Source organism: Frigidibacter sp. RF13, from assembly GCF_026626305.1.
Lineage (GTDB): Bacteria > Pseudomonadota > Alphaproteobacteria > Rhodobacterales > Rhodobacteraceae > TMP-24.
Map to the genome: position 1 here is coordinate 191,266 of NZ_JAPNUE010000001.1, position 23,973 is coordinate 215,238.

Here is a 23,973-nt window from a genome sequence, read left to right on the forward strand (position 1 = left end):
CCTCAGTTCAGGTAAAACTCCCCCGTCACATTCTGCCAGTCGCCCGGACGAATGAGCCTGCGATGGGTAAAGCGCACCGAATGCAGCGGCCCGTCGATCTTTTCCTGCTAGAATTCGATGAAGTGGAAGAGCTCCGGGTAGTCCGGCGCGAGATCATATTCCTGCCAGATGAAGCTGTTCAGCACATGGCGATGGTCCGGCATCCGGTAGTAAAGTTCCGCCGTGGTCAGCCCATAGCCTTTGAGCATCAGTTCGGTTTCCGCCGCCGGTCCCGCTGCACGCATCGAACCCTCCTTCGCGCGCCTTTCCCGATAGGATAATGGCAGAAGGTTACTTTCAAATGAAATCAAAACCTTGGCAGGAATCCGGCGGGATGGTGCCTCGCGCGCGCCCGCGCGCCTTGCACCCCAGAGATGGGATGAAGTATAGTGCCTGACAACAATATCTAGACAGAAAAAGGCCTGGGCAGTCACGTGACCGACGAACCGGAAGTTCCTGAAAACGCTGAAGAATCTCACCCCCGCATGTTCCATGCCGGACCCTCGGTCGCGATCGAGGAGGAGATGAAGACCGCCTATCTCGATTACGCGATGAGCGTGATCGTGAGCCGCGCGATCCCCGATCTGCGCGACGGGCTGAAACCGGTCCATCGCCGCATCCTTTATGCGATGTATGAAACCGGCAATACGCACGACAAACCCTACCGCAAATCGGCGCGTCCGGTGGGCGACGTGATGGGGAAATATCACCCCCATGGCGACGCGGCGATCTATGATGCGCTCGTCCGCATGGCGCAGGATTTTTCCATGTCTGTGCCGCTCTTGGACGGGCAGGGCAACTTTGGTTCGATGGATGGCGATAACCCCGCCGCCATGCGCTATACCGAGGTCCGGATGGAGAAAGTGGCGGCCTCGCTTCTCGACGATATCGAGAAGGAGACGGTCGATTTTCAGGACAATTACGACGGCAAGGACCGGGAGCCGACCGTGCTGCCGGCCCGCTTCCCGAACATGCTGGTCAATGGCGCTGGCGGCATCGCCGTCGGCATGGCGACGAATATCCCGCCCCACAACCTCGGCGAGGTCATCGACGGCACGCTTGCCCTGATCGACAACCCCGACCTTTCCATGGAAGCGCTGATGGAGATCATCCCGGCGCCGGATTTTCCGACAGGCGGGCTGATCCTTGGCCGTTCGGGGGCGCGGAAGGCCTATCTGGAGGGCCGCGGCTCGGTCATCATCCGGTCGAAAACCCGGGTCGAGGAGATCCGCAAGGACCGTTTCGCCATCGTGGTGGACGAGATCCCCTATCAGGTGAACAAGGCGACGATGATCGAGAAGATCGCGGAACTGGTGCGCGACAAGAAGATCGAGGGCATCGCCCATGTGCAGGACGAATCTGACCGGGTGGGCGTGCGCGTCGTCATCGAACTGAAGCGCGACGCGACGGCGGAGGTGGTGCTGAACCAGCTGTTCCGATTCACGCCCCTGCAGACCTCGTTCGGCTGCAACATGCTTGCGCTGAACGGCGGTCGACCGGAACAGCTGACGCTGAGGGATTTTCTCACCAATTTCATCAGCTTCCGCGAAGAAGTTGTCGCACGCCGCACCGCGTTTGAACTGAGGAAGGCCCGCGAACGCAGCCATATCCTGTGCGGCCTGGCGGTCGCTGTGTCGAACGTCGATGAGGTGGTGCAGACCATCCGTTCCTCCGCCGATCCGGCCGAGGCGCGCGAACGGCTGATGACCCGGCGCTGGCCCGCCCATGACATCGCGCCCTATATCCGGCTGATCGACGACCCGACCCACAAGATGAACGAGGACGGGACCTATAACCTGTCGGAGATTCAGGCCCGCGCCATTCTTGACCTGCGCCTGCAACGGCTGACCGCGATCGGCGTCAAGGAAGTGACGGACGAGCTGGAAGAGCTTGCGGCGAAGATCAAGGATTACCTCGCCATTCTCGGCTCGCGCGACCGGATCATGGAGATCATCGGAAACGAGTTGCGCGAAGTGCGGGCCGCCTTCGCCGAACCGCGCCGGACCGAGATCGTCGATTGGGCGGGCGATCTGGAAGACGAAGACCTGATCGAGCGTGAGGATATGGTCGTCACCATCACCTCGGGCGGCTACATCAAGCGCACGCCGCTCGCCGAGTTCCGCGCACAGCGCCGGGGCGGCAAGGGCCTTGCCTCGATGCAGACCAAGGAAGACGATGTGGTCACGACGCTTTTCGTCGCGAACACCCATACGCAGCTTCTGTTCTTCACCACCGACGGCATGGTCTACAAGCTGAAGACCTGGCGCCTGCCGCTTGCGGGCCGCAATGCCAAGGGCAAGGCGATCGTCAATATCCTGCCGATCGTGCAGGGCGTGACCATTGCCGCGCTGATGCCCGTGGATGTGCCGGAGGAGGAGTGGGACGATCTGCAGATCTTCTTTGCCACCTCTGAAGGCGACGTGCGCCGCAATGCTTTGTCTGATTTCACCAATGTGATGCGCAACGGCAAGATCGCGATGAAATTGCCCGAGGGCGTGAGCCTCGTGAATGCGCGCATATGCGACGAGAATGACGATGTGATGCTGGTGACCGAGATGGGCCGCGCGATCCGCTTCCCGACGACCGAGGTGCGCGTCTTCAAGGGCCGCGATTCGACCGGTGTGCGTGGCATTCGCCTTGCGGCGGGCGACAGCGTGGTATCGATGTCGGTCATCCGCCATTTCGAGGCCGATCCGGCCGAACGCGCCGCCTATCTCAAGCAGCGCCGCCTGATGGCCGGCGCGCTTGAGGACGAGGTCGAGGATGACGAGGAAGAGGCGGTCGAGGGCGGCCAGTTGTCGCCCGAACGCTATGCTCAGATGTCGGCGGCCGAGGATCTGATCCTGACCGTCACCGCCTCGGGCCTTGGCAAGCTTACCTCCTCGCATGATTACCCGGTGCGTGGTCGTGGCGGCCAGGGGGTGAAGGCGATCAGCCAGGGCTCGCGCGGCGGGCGGCTCATTGCCTGCTTCCCGGTCGAGGGCGACGATCAGGTGATGCTTGTCACCTCCACAGGCCAGTCGATCCGCTGCCCAGTCGAGGGGATTTCCTTCCGCTCGCGCTCGGCGGGCGGGGTCAAGGTCTTTGACACGGGCACGGACGAGGAAGTGGTCTCGGTCGCCCATGTCGCGGGCGAGGGCGCGGAGGAAGAGGCGGAGTGATCCGCCTTCCTTCGACCCGATTGGCCGTCACGAAGACATGCCGATTTTGACACATTCTTAACCTACTGCCGCCAGACTCACATTCAAGACTGGGCATGTCGGACGGTGATCTCGGGAAGGGCGCCGTCCCCAGCTAGAAGGGGAAGGTCATGGCATATACCGATCTCGCGGGTCGCATTGGCGAAACCAAACGGGAAGAAGGCGCGCTGCGCCGGTTCCTGACGACGTTCTTCGCGGCGCGCTCCGAGCGGACGGTGACCGGACCGGCGCCCCGCAAGCTCGCAGGGCCCGTGCCCGGCGATGTCCGCGCCCGTGGCTACCTCGACGATCTCGATATCGAAGTCGGGTTCTGAGGCTTTTCTTCCCCGACCTCATGGTCTAATCCGCGCGTATGGACGCGCAATTGAATATCGTCGGCGGCGGCATGGCAGGCTCCGAGGCCGCCTGGCAGGCCGCCAACATGGGGATCCGGGTCTGCATTCATGAAATGCGCCCCAAGGTCGGCACCTTTGCCCATCGCACCGGCCATTTCGCCGAGATGGTCTGTTCCAATTCCTTCCGCTCCGACGATGACGAACGCAATGCGGTCGGGCTTCTGCATTGGGAAATGCGCGCGGCGAGCGGGCTGATCATGGAAATGGCCACGCGCCACCGCTTGCCGGCAGGCGGCGCGCTGGCGGTGGATCGCGACCCTTTCGCCGAAAGCGTCACCGAACAGTTGCGATCTCATCCGAACATTTCCGTTTCAGAAGAGGAAGTTACCGAACTTCCCTCAAGCGGATCCTGGATCATTGCGACCGGCCCGCTGACCTCCTCGCGTCTGGGTCAGGCCATCGCCGCCGAGACCGGCAGCGACGCGCTCGCCTTCTTCGATGCCATTGCCCCCATCGTCTATGCCGAGACGGTCGACATGTCGGTTGCCTGGATGCAATCGCGCTATGACAAGGGCGAGACCCTCGAGGAACAGACCGCCTATATGAACTGCCCGATGGACAAGGATCAGTACGAGGCCTTCATCGACGCGCTTCTCGCTGCCGACAATACCCAGTTTCACGAGGGCGAAACGGCTGGCTATTTCGACGGCTGCCTGCCCATCGAGGTGATGGCCGAACGCGGACGCGAGACCCTGCGCCACGGGCCGATGAAACCGGTGGGGCTGACGAATGCACACACGCCGGAACAGAAACCCTACGCGGTCGTACAGCTGCGGCGCGATAATGCTCTGGGGACGCTCTACAATATCGTGGGTTTCCAGACCAAGATGAAGTACGGCGCGCAAGTGGATGTTTTCCGCAAGATTCCGGCGCTGGAGAATGCCTCGTTCGCCCGCCTCGGCGGCATCCACCGCAATACGTTCATCAACTCGCCGACACTTCTTGATGACCGCATGCGGCTGAAATCCCGGCCTAACATCCGCTTTGCCGGTCAGATCACCGGCGTCGAGGGCTATGTCGAAAGCGCTGCCATGGGGCTTCTGGCGGGCCGGATGGCTGCGGCGGAAATTCTGGGGCAAGACCTCGCGCCACCGCCGCCCGAAACCGCGATGGGATCGCTCATCCATCACATCACCGGCGGCGCGGAAGCAAAGACCTTCCAGCCGATGAACGTGAATTTCGGCCTCTTCCCGCCCATCGACGCCAAGGGCGGCCGCAAGGGCCGCAAGGACCGCTACAAGGCCTATACCGACCGCGCGAAGGCAGCCTTCACCGAATGGCTGTCGTAACCCGCTTCGCGCCATCGCCCACCGGGCCTCTGCACCTCGGCCATGCCTATTCCGCGATCCTCGCCCATGACATGGCGCGGGCCGCGGGCGGGCGTTTCCTCCTGCGGATCGAGGATATCGACCGCGCGCGGGCGCGTCCCAAGTGGGAGGAAGCGATCTATGATGACCTCACCTGGCTGGGCCTCGCCTGGGAAAGGCCGGTCGTCCGCCAGTCCGACAGACTTGATTTTTACCGCGATGCTCTCGCGCGCCTCTGGTCGACCGGCCTGCTTTACGAATGCACCTGTTCCCGGCGCGACATCGAAGAGGCGTCAAGCGCACCGCAGGAAGGCGCCGCACCACGCTTTGGTCCCGACGGGCTGGTGTATCCGGGTACCTGCCGGACCCGTCCGCGCGGCACGGTATTGCCCTCAGGCGCCCTGCGCCTTGATATGGCGGGTGCCGTCCGGGCGGCGGTCACCTTTTACGAAGAGGGCGCCGGACCAAGCGGCGAGGGCGGCACGATATCGATCGCCCCGACCGATCTCGTCGAAAGCATCGGCGATGTGGTGCTAGCCCGCCGCGACATGGGCACGTCCTACCATCTGTCGGTCGTGGTCGATGATGCCGCGCAGGGCGTCACTCATGTGACGCGCGGCGAGGACTTGTTCGAGGCCACGGCGATCCACGTGCTGTTGCAGCGCCTGCTTGGCTTGCCGACGCCCGTCTATCACCACCACCGCCTGATCCGTGACGAGGCGGGCAAGCGTCTGGCCAAGCGCGACGATGCCCGCGCGATCCGCACATATCGAGACGAGGGCGCTACCCCTGCCGATATCCGGCGGATGGTCGGCCTTATCTGATCCTTTCACTGTGGATCAAATATCCCGGGAGCGCGAGAGCAGAGCCCTCGCCCTTCACGCCGCCTGCGCCGCCTTCTTGCGCAGTAGCATTCCGAACAGATCGCGCGGATCGTCCGGGTCGGCGATCATGTCGAGGTCTTCACTGAACTTGAGGCTCTTCGGCAGGGCCTTCAGCTGCCCGAGCACATAGCGGAGTGCCGAGAAATCCTCGATCGCGAAGCCGACGGAATCGAAAAGCGTGATCGCGCGAGCGTCTTCGCGGCCCCGGATCGCGCCAGTCATCACCTGCCACAGCTCCTTCACCGGATAGTCCTCGGCCAGTTGCTGTATCTCGCCCTCAATCCTCGTCTGGGCGGGATATTCCACGAAGATATCGGATCTTAGGAGGATATCCTTGTGCAACTCGGTCTTGCCCGGGCAATCGCCGCCGACCGCGTTGATATGAACACCCGAGCCCACCATATTGTCCGTGAGGATCGTCGCATACTGCTTGTCTGCGGTCACGGTGGTGATGATGTGAGCCCCGAGGATCGCGTCTTCGGCGCTCTTGCAGGACACGACCTTCAGGCCCGAGCCGCCTAGGTTCTTGGCGCACTTCATCGTTGCCGCCGGGTCGATGTCGTAGAGGCGGACCTCATTGACCCCACAGATGGCCTGGAAGGCCAGCGCCTGAAACTCCGCCTGCGCGCCATTGCCGATAAGCGCCATCACCGTGGACCCCTCGGGTGCGAGCCATTTGGCCGCAAGGGCCGACATGGCGGCCGTCCGCAGCGCCGTCAGGATTGTCATCTCGGTCAGCAGAACCGGGTAGCCGGTGTTGACGTCGGCGAGAAGCCCAAAGGCTGTAACGGTTTGCAGACCTTCCTTCATGTTCTTCGGATGGCCGTTCACATACTTGAACCCGTACATCTCGCCGTCCGAGGTCGGCATCAGTTCGATCACGCCGACGTCGGAATGGGAGGCCACGCGCGGCGTCTTGTCAAACAAGGGCCAGCGGCGGAAATCGGCCTCGATCTCGTCGGCGATATCCTTCATCACCTTCTCGACGCCGAGGTGAAGGACGAGCCGCATCATATTGTCGACGCTGACGAAAGGGACGATATTGAGGTTCTGCTTCATCATCTCAGTAGCTCCGCGTCGGCCGGTCGAAGACCTTGCGGCCCATGAGAGAGCCCACAAGCTCCACCATCAGTTTCGCGGTCCGGCCACGTTCGTCGAGGAAGGGGTTCAGCTCGACAAGGTCGAGCGAGGTGACAAGGCCGCTTTCGTGCAGAAGCTCCATCACCAGATGCGCCTCGCGGAAGGTGGTGCCGCCCGGAACCGTGGTGCCGACGGCGGGCGCGATCGACGGGTCGAGGAAATCGACGTCGAGCGAGACATGCAGCATGCCGTTCTCGGCCCGCACCCGTTCGAGGAACTCGCGCAGGGGCGCGACAATGCCGCGTTCGTCAAGCACGCGCATGTCGCAGATGACCATATCGCTTTTCAGAAGCGAGGCATGTTCCGCTGGATCGACCGAACGGATGCCATAGAGGCAGATCCGATCTTCCGGCACAGGATCGGGGAAGGGCGGGAAGGCGTCGAAACCGGTGTGACCAGCGATATAGGCAACCGGCGTGCCATGCAGGTTGCCCGACTGGGTGGTGAGCGGCGTGTGGATGTCGGAATGGGCGTCAAGCCAGAGGACGAAGAGCGGGCGGCCTTCGGTCCGCGCATGGCGCGACGCTCCGGAGACCGTGCCAAGCGCCAGAGAATGGTCGCCGCCCATGATGATCGGGAAGGCGCCGGTTGCCAGCGCCTCTTCGGTGCGGTCGGCAAGCGCCGCAGTCCAGCCCACGGTTTCGGCCAGCGAATGGACGGCGGGGTTCGGGCAACTGACCGGCGCGAGCCTCGGCAGCGCGACATCGCCCCAGTCAGCGACCTCGTGGCCGAGATCGGTGATCGAAGGGCCGAGGCCCGCTACGCGGTAGGCGGCGGGGCCCATCAGGCAGCCCGCGCGTTTCTGGCCGCTGTCGATGGGGGCGCCGATAAGAATGCAGTTCTTCATGGTCAGTCCTTGGTCATTTCCGCCATGATGCCGCCCTCTTGCGTAAGTCTGAAAGCGAATTATTGTCGGATTGAGCGAAGCTTTGTTCGAAATGGCGGGAAGAATGACCGATTTGGACGATACCGATCAGCGGCTGGTAGCGGAACTCAGACGCGACGGTCGTGCGGCCCTGTCGGACTTGGCTGACCGGCTCGGACTGGCGCGCGCGACGGTCCGGGCGCGATTGGAAAGGCTGCAGGCACGGGGAGAGATCATCGGCTTCACCGTGCTGACGCGCGGCGATGTCAGCGCCTCGCCGGTGCGTGGTCTGATGATGATCGCCATCGAGGGCCGGGGGCAGGAACGGATCACCGCGCGGATGCTTGGCCTGCCCGAGGTACAGGCGGTCCATTCGACCAATGGCCGCTGGGACCTTGTGTGCGAACTTGGAACAAGGACGCTGGAAGAGCTGGACGCGCTGATTCTGAAGGTGCGCGGCTATGAGGGCGTGCTGGCGAGCGAGACCAACCTGCTTCTCTCGACCAAGCGGCCCGGTCGGCGTTAGGCGCGCCGCGTAGCCGCCCAGACCCAGATCGCGGCGAGGCCGAGCGACAGGATCGCGTTCCAGGAAGCCATCGACAGTCCGAGAAGTTGCCAGGCAACCTCGTCGCAGCGGATGAGCGGCGCCGCGAGGATCTGGTTCATCAGATCGTCGGCCGACAGTCCGCCGACATCGCCCGAGGTGCAGGTGGTCGGCCCGACCCAGAACCCGCGTTCGACCCCGGTGTGATAGAGGCCGACCCCGGCGGTTGCCAAGGCAGCCAGCGCGCCGAACCAGGCCAGCCCGGCGCGCCGCGTTGCCAGGCAAAGCACACCAATCACGATCGCCGCCACATGCGGCCAGCGCTGCCAGATGCAGAGCTTGCAGGGCGCATAGCCGAAGGCCTGAAAAATGAAGGCCCCGGCGAGAAGCGCAAGCGAGCCCCCGGCGGCGAGAAGGATGGCGGTGCGTTGCTGGGATGTCATAGAGTCTTGAGCCCGAAGTAAAGAAGGACAAGCAGGGCGATCACGACGGCGACAATCAGGGTCAGCCGCCGTTCGATGAAGGCGAGGATCGGTTCGCCATACCGGCGCAGCAGCCAGGCAAGAGCATAGAAGCGCCCGCCGCGCGCTACGATGGCCGACAGGATGAACAAAGGCAGGCTGAAGCCGACGACTCCCGAAAGGATCGTCACCACCTTCATCGGCGGCAGATGGGCAAGGCCGGACGTCACGAGCAGCACGAGGATCAGCCATGTGGAACCGGCCACATCGGCGCGCATCGCCTCGAACGTGTCGAGCTTATGGTAGAATTCCAAAAGCGGTCGCGCGAGCCATTCGAACGCGAAATAGCCGATGAACCAGCCGAAGATCCCGCCAAGGACCGAGGTCACGCTGGCGATGAAGGCAAGCCGCATGGCGCGGTCGGGCCGGGCGGCACACATCGGGATGAACAGAACGTCCGCCGGGATCGGAAAGACCGAACTTTCGACGAAGGAGATGGTGCCAAGCGCCGTGGTCGCGTGCCGCGACCGTGCCCAGGCCAGCGTCCAGTCATAAAGTTTTCGGAACATGCGGCCTCTGGTTTGCGTTGGGCGCCATTGGCCACGGCGCGGCGGGTCACGTCAAGAGGCAGGGCTTTCGCGGGCGTGACTGGTCGGATAAACTTTCCGCCAGCACCTGTAGGTGGGGCGGTTCATTTAGGGGGTAGGTCATGAAGTGGCAGGGTCGGCGCGGCAGCGCGAACATCGAGGATCGGCGGCGCATGTCGGCCGGGGGCGCCATCGGCGGCGGCGGGCTCGGCCTTGTGGTCGTGGCGCTGCTGGTCTGGGCGCTTGGCGGCGATCCGATCGCGGTGCTTCAGCAGGGGATGGGCGCCCAGCAGATCGGCGGCACCGGCGGCGGCGAGGTCACCGAAGCCGACGAGCGCGCAGCGCAGTTCGTTTCGGTCACGCTTGTCGATACCGAGGCGATCTGGAGCCAGATCTTCGAACAGGAGCTTGGCCGCGCCTATCAGCCGGTGACGCTTGTTCTGTTCAAGGGCGGCACCCAGTCGGGTTGCGGCGGCGCCTCGTCCATGACCGGGCCTTTCTATTGTCCGCTCGACAAGAAGGTCTATCTCGATACCGATTTCTTCGCCACGCTGTCCCAGCGCCTAGGCGCCAAGGGTGATTTCGCCGCCGCCTATGTCGTGGCGCATGAGATCGGCCATGCGGTGCAGGATCAACTGGGTATCCTTGAGAAGACCACCCAGATCCGCAAGCAATCGAGCGAAGCCGACAGCAATGCGATTTCTGTCAGAGTCGAGCTGCAGGCCGACTGTTTCTCGGGCGTCTGGGCGCGTTATGCGGCCGAGCAGCTTGGGACGCTTGAACAGGGCGATATCCAGGAGGCGGTGAATGCGGCGGCCCAGATCGGCGACGATACGCTGCAGCGCAACGCGGGCCAGCGCCCGATGCCCGACAGCTTTACCCACGGTTCGTCCGAGCAGCGCCAGCAATGGCTCGCGACCGGTTATCAGCAGGGCACGATCCGTGCCTGCGATACATTTTCGGCGAGCGCACCCTGAACCCTGAATGGCGCTTGAAAGCGTCTCCCGAGGCGGCTAAGGGTCATCCCGGTGGCCCGAGTGGCGGAATGGTAGACGCAGCGGATTCAAAATCCGTCGCCGCAAGGTATGCGAGTTCGAGTCTCGCCTCGGGCACCAGATTTCCAGCGAATCGCGTGGACCGGTGACGGCGACATGGGCCGTTCCCGGCGCTCGCTGGTAGCCTCGCGTGAGCTTCGATGACTGCGCTAACCATCTGTGAACCGGCAGGCTGTTGTCGTCATTGTTGGGGTTTTGGCGACGAAATGCGGCGGCAACGCCCCATGACGACGGCTCACGGGCCGCGAGCCCGCCGTTCTGCGATCTTTTGTTGTTCGAGTGGAAATAATGTCGGGTCTTCACGTGACGCTACGTCACAAGGGTGTGTGGGCGGATGCCCAAATTCCGCCACAATTCGGATGGAATAAGTAACCTATTCGTAAGTATAAATTCTCTACGCTCTTTCAGATGACCCTCCGGGGATTTTGTAACTGGCCTGTGTGATTGTTGGCCGCTTGTGTTGGAACCGCGACATTGCCTTGTCTGACCTCAGGAACACTCATCACGACACTCAGGGGCGAAAAGCCGGTGGAACAGCTTGTTCCAGGTGACCGTGTCGTGACCCGCGATGACGGATTGCAGACCGTACGTTCGGTGCGCCGTCGTGACTTCGATTACGGCCAGCTTGGCTCGGCGCCGCAGATGCAGCCGGTTCTCGTCACGGTCGGCGCCGTCTCGCGCGGGCTACCGGAGCGGGAGCTGCTGGTCAGCCCGTCGCTGCGCATTCTGACCCAGACGGCAGACCGCGACCAGCTGGTGGCGGCGGGCGAGATGACCGACGGTCACGCCATTCGCACCTGCTCGGTTCTGGGCGTCCGTTACGTTCATATCGGCTTCGACCGCGACGAGGTGATCCTCGCCAACGGTATCTGGGTCGAGGCCTTTCAACTTGCCGAGCGGCAGGGCGATGTACCGCGCGCGGCGCAAACTGAGGAATATCTGGAGCTGTTTGCCTCGGGGCAGGACAGCGAAACGGTTGTGGCGCGTCAGGACGGTATCTGAGGCGTGGGGATGGAACGGTGGTCCGATTTTGGGCTGCCGGTAACGAGTAAGGTCGAGGAGTTGCGAATGATGACGGTTCTGGTTCTTCTGTCCTGCGGTCTTCTGGGGCTTTCGGCCCCGGTGTTTGCGGCGATGCCGCAACGTGGCCGCGTCGCGGTTCGGTCTTCGATCTGACGGTTCCGATGCCGGGCGGTCTGCCCCGGTGTCCTATGTGATTTTGAGTAGAAGGTTAAAGGTCAATGAAGCACGCTTTTTTTCAGATTGAGGTAGACACGGCGGATCAGATTTCCTGCCTCACCGAAACGCGCCTTGAGGGCGCAGTGGGTGAGGAGCGGCTGGTCGAGGCCAAGGGACGCGACGGTCAGGCGAGCGATGTCGCCGACTATATCGACGCCGCCCCCTGTTTCACCCCGGAGAGCGAGATTCTGACCGACCGTGGGCCGGTTGCCGCGAAGCTTCTCAAAGTGGGCGACCGGGTGATGACCCGTGACCACGGCCTTCAGACGGTGCGCCGGATCGGTCGTCGCCAGTTCGGTTGGCGTGCGCTTGGCCTGATCCCGCTCCTGCGTCCCGTCGTGATCGAGGCCGGCGCGCTTGGCCATGGACTGCCAGCGCGTCAGATCATCCTGTCGCCGGAGCATGGCATCGCCAGTGCCAGTGCTGACGGTCTTGGCATCCAGATCGTTCAGGCGAAGCGCTATGTCGGCACCGCAGGTGTCGAGCGCGGCGCCTTCCACAATGTGACTTACATCCAGATCGGCCTCGACCAGCCGGCACTTGTGAACGTTTCCGGCCTGTGGTGCGAGACGCTCGCCCACGCGCGTGCAGAGGTCGCCGTGACCTCGACGCCGGCCGTCGGTGCAGGCGCCGCGCCCGCAAAGGCGGCGGATGCCGAAAGCAAGGTCAGCGTCGCGGCCTGACCGGGACCCACCGCTACATCCTGTGTCCCTCGGGTAACGCCAGACATCTATCTGGCGTTTTCCGGCTTTTTGCTGCTCTAAGCGGGCCAAAGCTGATATTTCAGACTGACAGGTGCCTGTATCTCGTGACTGGGTAGTGAGTGGGGGTGGTATTACGGCACGGTGTTTCGGGCTTCAGCCTTATTAATAGCCAATTTAGACGGCATTGACCCTTCGGAGCGGTGGCGTTCGACAGCCGCTCTGCTATCGAACGGGCGGTTCCGGGCGGAGAGAACAGACGACTAGTCCTCATGGCGACGATCCTCGGCACTGCGGGTAATGACACAACGCTCTCCGGTACCAACGGAAGCGATCTCGTCAGCCTGTTCGGTGGCAACGATTCCTTCGGCGCAAATCGTGGCAACGAAACTGTCTTCGCCGGCACCGGAAATGACACGATCGACGGCGGGGCCGGCAATGACTCGCTTTTGGGCGAGGATGGCAACGACAGCCTGATCGGCGGGACCGGCAGCGACTCGCTTTTTGGCGGAAACGACGATGACACACTGGTCGGCGGTGCGAACGGCGACCTCCTCGATGGCGGCGCCGGGTTCGATACCGCTGATTACAGCGCCTCGGGCGCGGCCGTCTCGGTCAACCTCAGTTCCGGCATTCATGGCGGCGGCGACGCGGCGGGTGACACGATCACCGGGGTCGAGGCAATCGTCGGCAGCGCCTTCGACGATACGCTGATCGGATCGAACACTGGCGACAGCCTGGTCGGTGGCAGCGGCGCCGACAGCCTCGCGGGGCTCGGCGGCAATGACAGTCTGTTCGGTGGCATCGGCGCGGATACGATCGACGGTGGGTTCGGCAACGATTCCATCGATGCTGGTGCCGACAATGACTCCGTCTCGGGCGGCGTTGGCGCCGATACGATCTTCGGTGGCGCCGGGCTTGATACGATTTCCGGCGGCGATGGCGCGGATTCGATCGATGCGGGCGACGGCGCCGACAGTGTGGACGCGGGTTCCGGCAATGACACGGTGCTGGGCGGGCTTGGCGACGACACGATCCTCGGCGGCGGCGGATCGGATTCGATCTCCGGCGGCGACGGGAACGATGTCATCTATGGCGATGACCCAACAGCCGCAAGCGCCACCACCGAGGCGCTGCAATGGAGCCTCGCCGGCGCGGACGAGGCCAGCATAACGAACGGCTTCGTGCAAGACACCGGCCTCATGGATGTCCGGGTCAGTTTCGTCACGACGGGCCTCGCTTCGACCCAGACCGTAGAATCGACCGACACGGTCTTCATCGGCGCCGGCGAGCCGATGAGCGCGACGTCCAACCTGAACATGACCGGCACAGGCACCGGTACGACCTCGACAACCAATATCGACTTTGCCGCCTCGGCCGGCAGCGGCGTGACTGACGCGGTCAGTGACGTCCAGTTCCGGCTGAATGATATCGATGCCAGCAGCGGCAACTGGCAGGATATAGTCACCGTCAATGCCTATGACGCGAACGGCAATCTGATCCCGGTCACCATCACGCTGAGCGGCAATGACTCGCTCTCTGGCAATACGATCACCGCGGCGAATACCGCTGACAGCGCCAGTTCCCCCGACGGGTCCGCGCTCGTCAGCATTGCCGGACCGGTCGCACGGATAGAGATCATCTATGCCAACGTCGGCACATCGAGCCAGTCGCTCTGGGTCAGCGACGTCCATTTCACCACAATTCCCCAGACCGCAGGCAATGACACGATCGACGGCGGCGTCGGCAACGATTCCATCTTCGGCGGCGTCGGTGACGACAGTATCATTGGCGGTGCGGGCCTCGATACGATCTTCGGGGGCACTGGCAACGATACGATAGACGGCGGCACCGAGGCGGATTCGATCGACGGCGGTGACGGCAACGATTCGATCTCTGGCGGTGACGGCAACGACACGGTCATAGGCGGCATCGGTCTTGATACGATCTTCGGCGGGCTCGGCGATGATTCTATCGATAGTGGCGCCGACACAGACTCGGTCGATGGTGGCGGCGGCAACGACACGATCCTCTTCGGCGCGGGCGATGATACGGTCTTCGGCGGCGACGGCGCGGATTTCATCGACGATACGATCGGCAGTATCCAGACCGGCGCTAACCTCGTCTATGGCGGCACGGGTAACGACACGATCTTTACCGGCGATGGCGCGGACACGGTCTTCGGCGGCGCCAATGACGATCAGATCTTCGGCGAGGGGGGCGCGGATTCGCTTTCCGGCGATGACGGCAACGATTCGCTCTTCGGTGGCGATGGCAATGACACGCTGAACGGCGGCGCCGGGGCCGATGTGCTGACCGGCGGGCTCGGCTCGGATCTCTTCACCGGGGTCGGGATCGGCGATGTCATCGACGGGTCCGAAGATACGCCCTCGAACGAGATCGATGTGCTCGATCTGTTCGGATCGGGTTGGACCAAGGCCACGACCAACGTCCTCTATGCGGGGGGCAATGACGAGGCCGGGACCGTCCAGTTCCTGGATGGTCTCGGGAATATCATCGGCTCGCTGACCTTCTCGAATATCGAGAAGATCATCCCCTGTTTCGCCGCCGGGACCCTGATCGAGACGATACGCGGTTCGGTCGCGATCGAGGATATCGTCGCGGGCGACCTCGTGCTGACGCGTGACAGTGGCTATCAGCCGGTCCTGTGGATCGGCAGCAGGACGCTTAGTGCGCTCGACCTCTTGATCCAGCCACAGCTCGCGCCGATCCGGATCGAGGCAGGGGCGCTTGGGCGGCTCGCGCCAGAGCGCGCACTTGCCGTCTCGCCGCAGCACCGCATCCTGATCAGCGGCAGCCGTGCCGAGTTGATCGCGGGCGAGACAGAGGTTCTTGTCGCCGCGAGCCATCTTTGCGGTCTGCCCGGGATCGAGAGGATGGCACCCGATCTGGGCGTGACTTATTTCCACATGCTGTTCCGGCAGCACGAGATTGTAGTGTCCGAAGGTCTCTGGACCGAGAGCTTCCAACCGGGCGCAGCAACGCTCGCGGGCATAGATGATGCGCAGCGCTGCGAGATTTTCGCGCTTTTCCCGGAACTTGCGGGCGACGCCGCCTGGGAGGCCTACGGGGCGGCTCGTGTCAGCCTCAAGGCGCATGAGGCGCGGGTGCTGACCGACGCGTGAGGGCTAGCCAGGCGGTGCCTGCCAATTGTCCCAGTCTTCCGGTGTATCGAGGTCGGTCAGGGCATGGCGGCCGGGCAAGGGCACGAGTTGGACCGGTAATCCTTCCAGAAGCTTGCGCGCGCCATGATCGCCGGTCAGCACGCTCAGCTCAGCGAAAAGACGGCGCGGCAGGATTACCGGATGACCCGGCGTTCCATCAGCGCCCGCACCGCGCGCTGCATGTGACGGGTCGCGGCCGAAGGCGGCGATGACCTGCGCGACGTCGTCGCCGGTGATCTCGGGCATGTCGGGCAGAAGGATCATCAAGCCTTCCGACATCGCCGCCGCCTGTGCGCCCGCGCGGATCGAGGCCGACAGACCGTCGTGATAGTCGGAAATGGCGATCACTTCGGCGCCTGTGCCGCGCAGGATCGCCGCGCGCGGGGCGGAGTATGGCCCGCCGTCCGGGATCGTTACCACCACATGTGGGGCCGCCCTGCGCGCGAGCCGCGCCGTCCGCGCCAGCACGGTCTCGGAACCGATCCGTTCCATCAGCTTGTCACGCCCCCGCATCCGGGAGGACGCCCCAGCCGCGGGAACGAGGATTGTCAGCATCGCAGCCATTGTCCGATTGAAGGACGATGAACGCGTTTCGTCAAGAACGAGGTTAATTCGCCTCAGCCGCGCATCCGTGCGCCGTCGGCGTCCCAGAGCGGCTGGGTCACCAGCCGCGCCTTGCGCCGCTCGCCGAGGATCTCGATCTCGCCCTCAAGCCCGTCACGGATCAGCTCGACCGGCACGAAGGCCTGCGCGACCGACTGCCCGGTCCAGTGCGAATAGCCGCCCGAGGTGCAGAAACCCACGACCTTGTCGCCGACCCAGAGGGGCTCGTAACCCACGACATCGGCATCGGCCGCCTCGATGACAAAGCAGCAAAGCCTGCGCTTGGGGCCCGCGGCCTTCTCGGCCAAGGCGGGCGCCTTGCCGATCCACTCGACCGGCTTGTTCCAGCGGATGAAGCGGTCGATGCCGGTTTCGCCGGGGAAATAGTCCGGGCTGAATTCGCGCGTCCAGCTGCCGAACCATTTGTCGAGGCGCAGGGACATCATCGCCCGCATGCCGAAGGGTTTTAGCCTAAGATCCTGCCCGGCGGTCCAAAGCGTGTGCCAGAGGCTGCGCTCCTTCATGAAATCGCAGAAGATTTCATAGCCAAGGTCGCCAGTGTAGCTGACACGCTGCACGAGGCAGTCGACCATGCCGACCGTGATCTGACGGGCGTCCATGAACTTGAAGTTCTCGCCCGAGACATCCGCGCGGGTCACGCGCTGCAAGAGCTCCCGCGCGTTCGGGCCGGCGATCTGGAAGCCGGTGACGCGGTCCGAGACATTCTCGACCGTCACGCCGGGATCAAGGTTTTTTTCGAACCAGCGCAGATGCTGGTCCTGCGCACCATAGCTGCCGGTGATCTGGAATTCAGTCTCCGACAAGCAAGTCACGGTGAAATCACCGATGATCTTGCCCTTGGGGCTGAGCATCGGTGTCAGCGACAGGCGGCCGGGTTTCGGGATCGCGCCCGCCATGATCCGGTCGAGCCACGCCCGGGCATTCGGTCCCTTCACGCGGAACTTGCCGAAATTCTGCACCTCGTTGATGCCCACCGCCTCGCGTACGGCAAAGACTTCGCGCCGTGTCGCCTCGAAGGCGTTCGAGCGTTTGAAGGTCGGTGTCTCGTAGCGCGGCTCGCCCTCGGCGGCGAAATAGTTCGGGACTTCAAGGCCATATTGCTGACCCCAGACCGCGCCCATCTGGTCGAAGATGTCGTACATCGGCGTGGTGCGGAAGGGCCGGGCGGCGGGGCGTTCCTCGTTCGGATAGCTAACCGAGAAGCGCATCTGGTAGTTTTCGATGACCTTCGGCACCGTATAGCCCGGAGTCGTCCATTTGCCGAAACGCGCTACGTCGAAGCCGCGCGGATCGCATTCCGTCTCGCCATGGATCATCCATTCGGCGAGCGACTTACCCATGCCGCCACCTTGGCTGAAACCGGCCATGACCGCGCAAGCGGACCAGTAGTTCCTGAGGCCCGGCACCGGCCCGATCAGCGGGTTGCCGTCAGGCGCAAAGGTGAATGGGCCGTGGATCACGCGCTTGACGCCTGTGCGCTCCAGCACCGGGAAGCGGCGGTAGGCGAAGGCGACAGAATCCTCGATCTTGTCGAACTGTTCGTTCAGAAGCTCGTGCCCAAAATTCCAGGGCGTGCCGTCGACCGACCAGGGTTCGCAGGGTTTTTCATAGAAACCGATGCAAAGACCGCGCCCTTCCTGCCGCAGATAGCTTTCGCCGCCGGGATCCATCACGTGCGGAAACTCGCGGCCCGATTTCAAGATATCCATGATCTCGGGGATGTCGTCCGTCACCAGATACTGATGCGCCATCGGCAGAAGTGGCAGATAGACGCCCGCCATCGCCCCCACTTCGCGCGCCCAGAGACCACCGGCGTTCACCACATGCTCGGCATGGATCGTGCCCTTCTCGGTCACGACATCCCAGCTTCCATCGGCACGCGGGTTGGTTTCCATGACTTTGTTATGCTCGACGATCTCGGCCCCGCCCATCTTAGCGGCGCGGGCGTAAGCATGCGTGGTGCCCGAGGGGTCGAGGTGGCCGTCCAAAGGATCGTAGAGCGCGCCGATGATCCCGTCGGTATTCACCATGCCGTCGGTGAATTTCGCGACCTCTTCTGGCCCTAGGATTTCGGTGTGCAGCCCCATATAACGGTGCTTGGCGCGCTCCGCCTTCAGCATCTCGAACCGGGCCATATTGTCAGCGAGCGTGATGCCGCCCACATGGTGAAGCCCGCAGGACATGCCGGTGATCTTCTCGAGCTCCTTGTAAAGCTGGATCGTGTAGCCCTGCAGCGCCGCCATGTTCGTGTCGCCGTTCAGCGTGTGGAACCCGCCCGCCGCATGCCAGGTGGAGCCGGACGTGAGTGTCGAGCGCTCGATCAGCATCACGTCTTTCCAGCCGTATTTCGTCAGGTGATAGAGAACCGAACAGCCGACGACGCCGCCACCGATGACGACGACCTGTACATGTTCCTTCATGATGCGCTCCCGCTGGACCCTTCAGTCATCTTTGCGGCTCCCTGTTCAGTGGCATGTCACTTTTCGACAAAATGTGTCGCATACGCCCGGTCGTGAGCCCGGAGCTCGCGCTGGGTCGCGGCGATGGCGGGCAGATCGATGGCCTACAACCAAGGTTGATTGAGCCCGCAGCGGGGCGGGCGTAGCGCTCGGCCAGCACTTCCCTGCATGATCGGATGCGCGCTTGTCTCGCCTGACCCTTGGCCCGCTTCTGGGCCTCTACTTCCTCCTGCTCGCGCTTCTTGTCTGGGCACGACCCCTCTTGCCGGTCGACGAGACCCGCTATCTCGCCGTGGCATGGGAGATACATCTGTCGGGCGATCCGTTTCACCTGACCCGGAATTTCGCACCGTATGCCGACAAGCCGCCGCTGCTGTTCTGGCTGATCAACCTTGTCTGGATGGTCACCGGCGTGAACGAGTTTGCCGCGCGGCTGGTGGGTCCCGCCTTCGCGGTGGCGATGATCGGCGCAAGCGCAGCCCTCGCCGCGCGGCTCTGGCGCGACCAGCCGTCGGTTCCGCGCGACAACGCTATCATCCTCGGCAATACGCTGGGTTTTCTGCTCTTCGGGGGCGCGACAATGTTCGACACGATGCTCGGGCTTGCCGTCCTTCTGTCGCTCCGCCAGCTCTGGCGGATCGGTATCGAGGGGCAGGGCGGCTGGCGGTCATGGGCAGGGCTGGGTCTGGCGTTCACCTTTGGGTTCTATGCCAAGGGGCCGGTCATATTGCTTCATCTCGCCGCACCGCTTCTGTTCTTCCGCTGGTGGGCCGTCGAACGGATCGGCGCGCGGCGGTTCGGCCTGGGTCTCGGGCTCGCATTTCTGGTTCTGGCGCTGGGCGCGCTTTTGTGGCTGGTGCCCGCTCTCTTGACCGCGACCCCCGACTTTCGCCACGAGCTTCTGTGGCGCCAGTCGGCAGGCCGGCTGGGCGGTGGCCTCGCGCATGATCGTCCGTTCTGGTTCTTCCTTGTCGTCCTGCCGGTCCTGCTCTTCCCCTGGAGCCTGTCACGCCCTTTCTGGAAAGGGCTCGCCGACGCTGCCGGATCCGGAGACCCGGGCCTCAGGCTTTGCCTTACGTGGTTCGCGGGAGCCTTTGTGCTTTTCTCGCTGACCGCCAGCAAGCAAGCGCATTATCTGGTCCCCGAACTGCCCGCCGCCGCCCTTCTGACGGCGCGGATGCTTGCCGATGGGCGAAGACCTGTTGCGTCTGCGGCCTCCTGGCTTTGTCTGATCGCAGGTCTGGCGATCCTCTCTTTGGCGCTTCTGGACCTTGGCGGCCTCACGGCGCGGTTTCTGCCCGACCTTTTGTCGGCAGGGCAATGGGCGCTGGTCGGGCTACTCATTCTCCTGCTCGGACCGCTCTCTGCCCGGCTGGGATTTGTGGCGGGGCAGGCGAGCCTCGGGTTCGGTCTGGTGGCGGTTCTCTATCTTGTGGCGGCTTCGGGCGGCATGTTCCGGGAGTATGACAGCGAGGTCTTGCGGCAGGCGCTTGTGCAAAGCGGTAACGGACCCTGGGCCGTGACGGGTGCCAAATATGAGGCGCAGCTGAATTTCGCGGGCCGCGCCATCAGAGCCATCCCGACGCTTTCCGACCGGGTGGCCATCGAACATTGGGCCGCCGCGACGCCCGCAGGTGTTCTCTTCGGGCCGGTTGAGGGCGTTGCGGTCGAGGTCGCGCCCGAGCGCAGCCTGCGCTACGACGGCGTTGAACTGGGCATATGGTCGGCCCGCGCCATCGCGGCGTCCGCTCCGCATATCAAGGTGTCTCCACCGTCCGGTTCCGCCGCCCTTGCAGGAGCCGCAGTGCTGCTCTCTCGATGAAGCGGTGGGCCGTATCGAGCGCCATGCCGAGGCCAAGACATATCGCGAGTACGAGGAGCGAGGAAGCGAAAGGCCCGATCCGGTCATAGGCCGGGCTCGCAACCTTGAAGACCCAGTCGACGCCATGATGGACCAGATAGATGAAAAGCGGCCGGGACCGCCCGCCGCAGGAACCTACTGGTGCAGGCAGGCAGGCTGATGGCAATCGGCAGGCAGATAAGCGCGGCTCCGACGGCCATGATCGTCAGGAAGCCGGGCTGACGTATCGGGAAGGCCGCGAGCGCCAGTACCAGAAGCACGACAGCAAACAGACGCTGGCGGTCGTCATGCGCTGCCGATGATCGGCCAGAGATTGAGATGGAAGAGGATGACACAGGTGATCGCGCCGAGCCGTGCGATCACCGCCGGGTCGGCGGGCTGCGGGGCAGGGCGGTCGTGCGCTGCGCGCGCTTGCGCTATCCGGTCGAGCTCCGCCGCGCTCAACCGGTCCCAGTCGGGCGGCGCATGGCCGAGCCGGTCCTCGATGGCGAGCGTGAGGTGAAGATGGGCGAGCGAATCGCCGCGGCCCGGGCGTTGTTGTCGATATTCTCTTCCGACAGCCGCACATGTTTGGGATCGCCGGTGCTGCCCGAAGTGGACAGAAGCAGGCGCGGATCGGGATGCGGATGCGCGGGCTGGTCGCTGCCCGGGTGAAGGTGATGACGTCATCGCGCAGCGTCAGAACCAAGTTGGGCCGGTAGGCCTGGGTCAGCGTGGCTTCGCCGCCAAGCTCGCCCGAAAGCGCGCCGCGATAGGCGGCGATCATCTCGGTATCGGGTACAATCTCGATCCCGATCAGCAGGCGGCAGCCGACATCCGCTGCCCAACCTTCGAACCGCGCTTGCCACAGGTCGCATCACGCAGCGAGGCTTTCGTAGCTGACTGTCGCGCCGGAAGCGCCGACCAATGCAGTGGCCCGGCCATGACGGCGCAGCGCGTGATAGAATGCCATGAAAACCCGCAAGACCGGACAGGACGCCCCGCCAATCTAGCGGAGCGCCCCGCCGGGGCGGAACGCGCGCGATCGGTTGATCATGTCATAGTGACGATCACGCCAAACGCGAGTTACTTCTCTGGAATCAGACCCTTCGGAGCGAAGCGCAAGACCAGAAGCAGGATCAGCCCCATGGTGATCGTCCGCATCTGCGCGGCGGAATCGATCAGATAATGCTTCAGCTCCGACCCTTCCGGCATGCCTGCGGTGATCGTATACATCAGCGCATTGCCCCAGGGATCGACCTTGATCCAGAGGAACCAGATCAGGAAGGCGCCGAGGATCGCACCCCAGTTGTTGCCCGATCCGCCGACGATCACCATCAGCCAGATGGTGAATGTGAAGCGCAGTGGTGTGTAGCTGCCCGGCGTAAGCTGGCCGTCGAGCGTGACGAGCATGGCGCCCGCGATGCCGCAGATCGCCGAGCCGAGGATGAAAATCTGCAGATGTCGACGGGTCACATCCTTGCCCATCGCCCGTGCCGCCGTCTCATTGTCGCGGATCGCGCGCATCATCCGGCCCCAAGGGCTTTTCAGCGCCAGTTCCGAGGCAACGACGATAAGTGCGAGGACCGTAAGGAAGAGCGAGCCGTAAAGAAGCTTCACCAGGATGGTGGAGGTCGTTACCGGGCTCCAGCCCATGTTCGCCACCCATTCCTGAAACCAGGTTGAGCCTTGCAACTTGATCTCGTCCGGCACCGGCCAGGGGCGGGGCACGTTGATCACGTTCTTCACGCCGCGATCCAGCCAGTCCTCGTTCTTCAGGATCGCGACGATGATCTCCCCGATGCCAAGGGTGGCGATGGCCAGATAGTCGGACCTTAGGCCAAGTGCGGTCTTGCCGATCACCCAGGCGGCGCCCGCCGCGAAGAGGCCGCCGACCGGCCAGGAAATCAGCGCAGGCAGCCCAAGCCCGCCGATATTGCCGAAGGCGGCCGGGTTGTTCGCCTCGATGAAGACGACTGCCGGGTCGAGGACGGCGCGGTAAAGGAAGAAGCCGCCGATAGCGATGGCAAGCACTGACAACGTGCGGGTCTGCCCGCGCGTCTTCTGGTAGGCATAGGCGGCCGCGGCGACCACGCCAACGCCAAGCGCCAGCCCCGCGATCAGCCGGTAGAGGCCCGGGCCCGTCCAGATCTCCGGCACCACGGGCGAGGAGACGAGCACCGGGGCGAGCCCGCCGATGGCGACGAAGCCCACGATCCCGGTATTGAAAAGCCCCGCATAGCCCCACTGGATATTCACGCCCAGGGCCATGATCGCCGAGATCAGGCAAAGGTTCAGGATGACCAGCGATGAGTTCCAGGTGCCCGCGAAGATCGTATAGGTGCCCGACGGGCCGATCTTCCACTCGACCACCGCCTCCAGCAAGAAGAAGACCGCGATGATGGCGAAGAGGGCGATGTTGCGCATGTTCAGGCTCATACCGCTTTCCCCTTGAAGATGCCGGTCGGTTTGAAGAGGAGGACAAGGATCAGGATCGCGAAGGAGACCGAGAATTTGTAGTCGGTCGACAGGATCTGCAGAAGCCCGTCGGGCGCAAGGCCCTCGGGCATCACATAGCCCGCGACCTTCTTCCAGGCATAGGTGACACCGACCTCTGAGAAGGCGACAAGGAAACCACCGGCAATGGCGCCCAGAGGATTGCCGAGCCCGCCAACCACGGCGGCAGCGAAGATCGGAAGGAGAAGAGAGAAATAGTTGAAGGCCTTGTAGGCCTTGTCGAGCCCGTAAAGCGTGCCCGCGATGGTGGCAAGCGCTGCGGCGATGATCCAGGTGATCGCCACCACCCGCTCGGGGTTGATGCCCGAGAGAAGCGCCAGATCCTCATTGTCCGAATAGGCGCGCATGGACTTGCCGGTGCGCGTCCGGTTCAGAAACCAGAATAGCAGCGCCACGACCAAAGCCGCCGTGACCATGGTCAGCAGTTGCGTCGAGCGCAGCGCGAGACCTTCGGAAAGCCCCGTCGCCTGCTTGAAGCTGTTGGCCTCGATGATGAATTTCGTGCCGTCGACGAAACGTATCTCCTCGACACCGATGACGAAACGGGTGATGCCGGACATGATGAACATCACCCCCATCGAGGCGATGACCACGATCACCGGCTTGGCGCGCACCTGCCGGTAATAGCGATAGACCACCCGGTCGGTCGCCAGCACCAGCGCCGCCGTCACCGCGATGCCGAACGGAAGCGCCAGAAGCGCGGTCGGCAGCGGGCCGAAGCTGACCCCGTGCGATTGCAGCCACCAGGTACCGAGGATGGTGATAGCGGTGCCGAATGCCATCGTGTCGCCAAGGGCGAAGTTCGAAAACCTCAGGACGCCGTAGACGAGCGTCGCGCCGAGCGCCCCGAGCGCCAGCTGCGCCCCATAGGCCGCTGCCGGGATGATGACGAAGTTCAGAAGGGCTACGATTGCGTTGAGGAAATCCATAT

General features: G+C 63.6%; 20 protein-coding genes, 1 tRNA gene and 1 pseudogene. 12 read left to right on the plus strand and 10 right to left on the minus strand.

Annotated elements, in window-relative coordinates:
- Positions 1–2 precede the first annotated feature (2 nt).
- A pseudogene (locus OU426_RS00925) lies at positions 3–284 on the minus strand (usg protein).
- A gap of 189 nt (positions 285–473) precedes the next feature.
- Here OU426_RS00925 and gyrA point away from each other — a divergent pair.
- The 4 genes from gyrA (at position 474) to gluQRS (ending at position 5,765) form a co-directional block, all read left to right on the plus strand.
- Entirely contained in the window at positions 474–3,200 is a 2,727-nt protein-coding gene (gyrA, locus tag OU426_RS00930; protein WP_420712558.1) for a DNA gyrase subunit A, read from the plus strand.
- A 149-nt stretch (positions 3,201–3,349) separates the two neighbouring features.
- Positions 3,350–3,553: a hypothetical protein gene (locus OU426_RS00935; protein ID WP_267631963.1), complete on the plus strand. Its 204-nt coding sequence runs from the start codon at positions 3,350–3,352 to the stop codon at positions 3,551–3,553.
- A gap of 38 nt (positions 3,554–3,591) precedes the next feature.
- Entirely contained in the window at positions 3,592–4,923 is a 1,332-nt protein-coding gene (trmFO, locus tag OU426_RS00940) for a methylenetetrahydrofolate--tRNA-(uracil(54)-C(5))-methyltransferase (FADH(2)-oxidizing) TrmFO (protein ID WP_267631964.1), read from the plus strand.
- Positions 4,911–5,765, plus strand: a complete 855-nt coding sequence (gene gluQRS / locus OU426_RS00945) for a tRNA glutamyl-Q(34) synthetase GluQRS (RefSeq protein WP_267631965.1) — start codon at positions 4,911–4,913, stop codon at positions 5,763–5,765. Before trmFO ends, gluQRS begins: the two co-directional genes overlap by 13 nt.
- 54 nt (positions 5,766–5,819) lie before the next feature.
- Here gluQRS and ocd read toward each other — a convergent pair whose 3' ends face one another.
- Both ocd and rocF read right to left on the minus strand, forming a co-directional pair.
- The gene (gene ocd / locus OU426_RS00950) at positions 5,820–6,887 is read right to left on the minus strand and encodes an ornithine cyclodeaminase (protein WP_267631967.1); all 1,068 of its coding nucleotides are present in this window, start codon (positions 6,885–6,887) and stop codon (positions 5,820–5,822) included.
- 1 nt (position 6,888) lies between these two features.
- Positions 6,889–7,812: an arginase gene (gene rocF / locus OU426_RS00955; protein ID WP_267631969.1), complete on the minus strand. Its 924-nt coding sequence runs from the start codon at positions 7,810–7,812 to the stop codon at positions 6,889–6,891.
- A 112-nt stretch (positions 7,813–7,924) separates the two neighbouring features.
- Between rocF and OU426_RS00960 the strand changes: the two genes are divergently transcribed.
- Positions 7,925–8,356: an Lrp/AsnC family transcriptional regulator gene (locus OU426_RS00960; RefSeq protein ID WP_267632884.1), complete on the plus strand. Its 432-nt coding sequence runs from the start codon at positions 7,925–7,927 to the stop codon at positions 8,354–8,356.
- Here OU426_RS00960 and OU426_RS00965 read toward each other — a convergent pair.
- Positions 8,353–8,817 carry a disulfide bond formation protein B gene (locus OU426_RS00965; RefSeq protein ID WP_267631970.1) on the minus strand — a complete coding sequence of 155 codons (465 nt, stop codon included), beginning with the start codon at positions 8,815–8,817 and terminating at the stop codon, positions 8,353–8,355. The two genes, OU426_RS00960 and OU426_RS00965, sit on opposite strands and share 4 nt — an antisense overlap.
- Positions 8,814–9,404, minus strand: coding sequence for a YqaA family protein (locus OU426_RS00970; protein WP_267631972.1), 591 nt, complete (start codon positions 9,402–9,404; stop codon positions 8,814–8,816). The genes OU426_RS00965 and OU426_RS00970 overlap by 4 nt, the downstream gene beginning before the upstream one ends.
- Positions 9,405–9,544: 140 nt before the next feature.
- Between OU426_RS00970 and ypfJ the strand changes: the two genes are divergently transcribed.
- The 5 genes from ypfJ (at position 9,545) to OU426_RS00995 (ending at position 15,563) form a co-directional block, all read left to right on the plus strand.
- Entirely contained in the window at positions 9,545–10,399 is an 855-nt protein-coding gene (ypfJ, locus tag OU426_RS00975) for a KPN_02809 family neutral zinc metallopeptidase (RefSeq protein WP_267631973.1), read from the plus strand.
- Positions 10,400–10,453: 54 nt separating this feature from the next.
- Positions 10,454–10,537 (plus strand) — tRNA-Leu (locus tag OU426_RS00980).
- Between the two features lie 414 nt (positions 10,538–10,951).
- Positions 10,952–11,479, plus strand: coding sequence for a Hint domain-containing protein (locus tag OU426_RS00985; protein ID WP_267631975.1), 528 nt, complete (start codon positions 10,952–10,954; stop codon positions 11,477–11,479).
- Between the two features lie 239 nt (positions 11,480–11,718).
- Positions 11,719–12,399 (plus strand): Hint domain-containing protein, encoded by a 681-nt coding sequence (locus tag OU426_RS00990; protein ID WP_267631977.1) that lies wholly within the window; start codon positions 11,719–11,721, stop codon positions 12,397–12,399.
- 290 nt (positions 12,400–12,689) lie between these two features.
- Positions 12,690–15,563 carry a Hint domain-containing protein gene (locus OU426_RS00995; protein ID WP_267631978.1) on the plus strand — a complete coding sequence of 958 codons (2,874 nt, stop codon included), beginning with the start codon at positions 12,690–12,692 and terminating at the stop codon, positions 15,561–15,563.
- Positions 15,564–15,566: 3 nt separating this feature from the next.
- On the opposite strand, the gene OU426_RS01000 is transcribed toward OU426_RS00995, so the two are convergent.
- Both OU426_RS01000 and OU426_RS01005 read right to left on the minus strand, forming a co-directional pair.
- On the minus strand, positions 15,567–16,166 hold the full coding sequence (locus OU426_RS01000) for a nucleotidyltransferase family protein (RefSeq protein WP_324289789.1): 600 nt from the start codon (positions 16,164–16,166) through the stop codon (positions 15,567–15,569).
- Between the two features lie 53 nt (positions 16,167–16,219).
- Positions 16,220–18,646, minus strand: coding sequence for a GcvT family protein (locus tag OU426_RS01005; protein ID WP_267631981.1), 2,427 nt, complete (start codon positions 18,644–18,646; stop codon positions 16,220–16,222).
- Between the two features lie 223 nt (positions 18,647–18,869).
- Between OU426_RS01005 and OU426_RS01010 the strand changes: the two genes are divergently transcribed.
- Positions 18,870–20,507, plus strand: a complete 1,638-nt coding sequence (locus OU426_RS01010) for an ArnT family glycosyltransferase (protein ID WP_267631982.1) — start codon at positions 18,870–18,872, stop codon at positions 20,505–20,507.
- A gap of 140 nt (positions 20,508–20,647) precedes the next feature.
- On the plus strand, positions 20,648–20,848 hold the full coding sequence (locus OU426_RS01015; protein WP_267631983.1) for a hypothetical protein: 201 nt from the start codon (positions 20,648–20,650) through the stop codon (positions 20,846–20,848).
- Here OU426_RS01015 and OU426_RS01020 read toward each other — a convergent pair.
- The 3 genes from OU426_RS01020 to OU426_RS01030 all read right to left on the minus strand — a co-directional run bounded on the left by OU426_RS01020 (position 20,832) and on the right by OU426_RS01030 (position 23,971).
- Positions 20,832–20,990, minus strand: coding sequence for a hypothetical protein (locus OU426_RS01020; RefSeq protein WP_267631984.1), 159 nt, complete (start codon positions 20,988–20,990; stop codon positions 20,832–20,834). The genes OU426_RS01015 and OU426_RS01020 overlap by 17 nt on opposite strands.
- Positions 20,991–21,611: 621 nt before the next feature.
- Positions 21,612–22,964, minus strand: a complete 1,353-nt coding sequence (locus tag OU426_RS01025; RefSeq protein ID WP_267631985.1) for a branched-chain amino acid ABC transporter permease — start codon at positions 22,962–22,964, stop codon at positions 21,612–21,614.
- Positions 22,961–23,971: a branched-chain amino acid ABC transporter permease gene (locus tag OU426_RS01030; RefSeq protein ID WP_267631986.1), complete on the minus strand. Its 1,011-nt coding sequence runs from the start codon at positions 23,969–23,971 to the stop codon at positions 22,961–22,963. The genes OU426_RS01025 and OU426_RS01030 overlap by 4 nt, the downstream gene beginning before the upstream one ends.
- Positions 23,972–23,973: the final 2 nt, after the last annotated feature.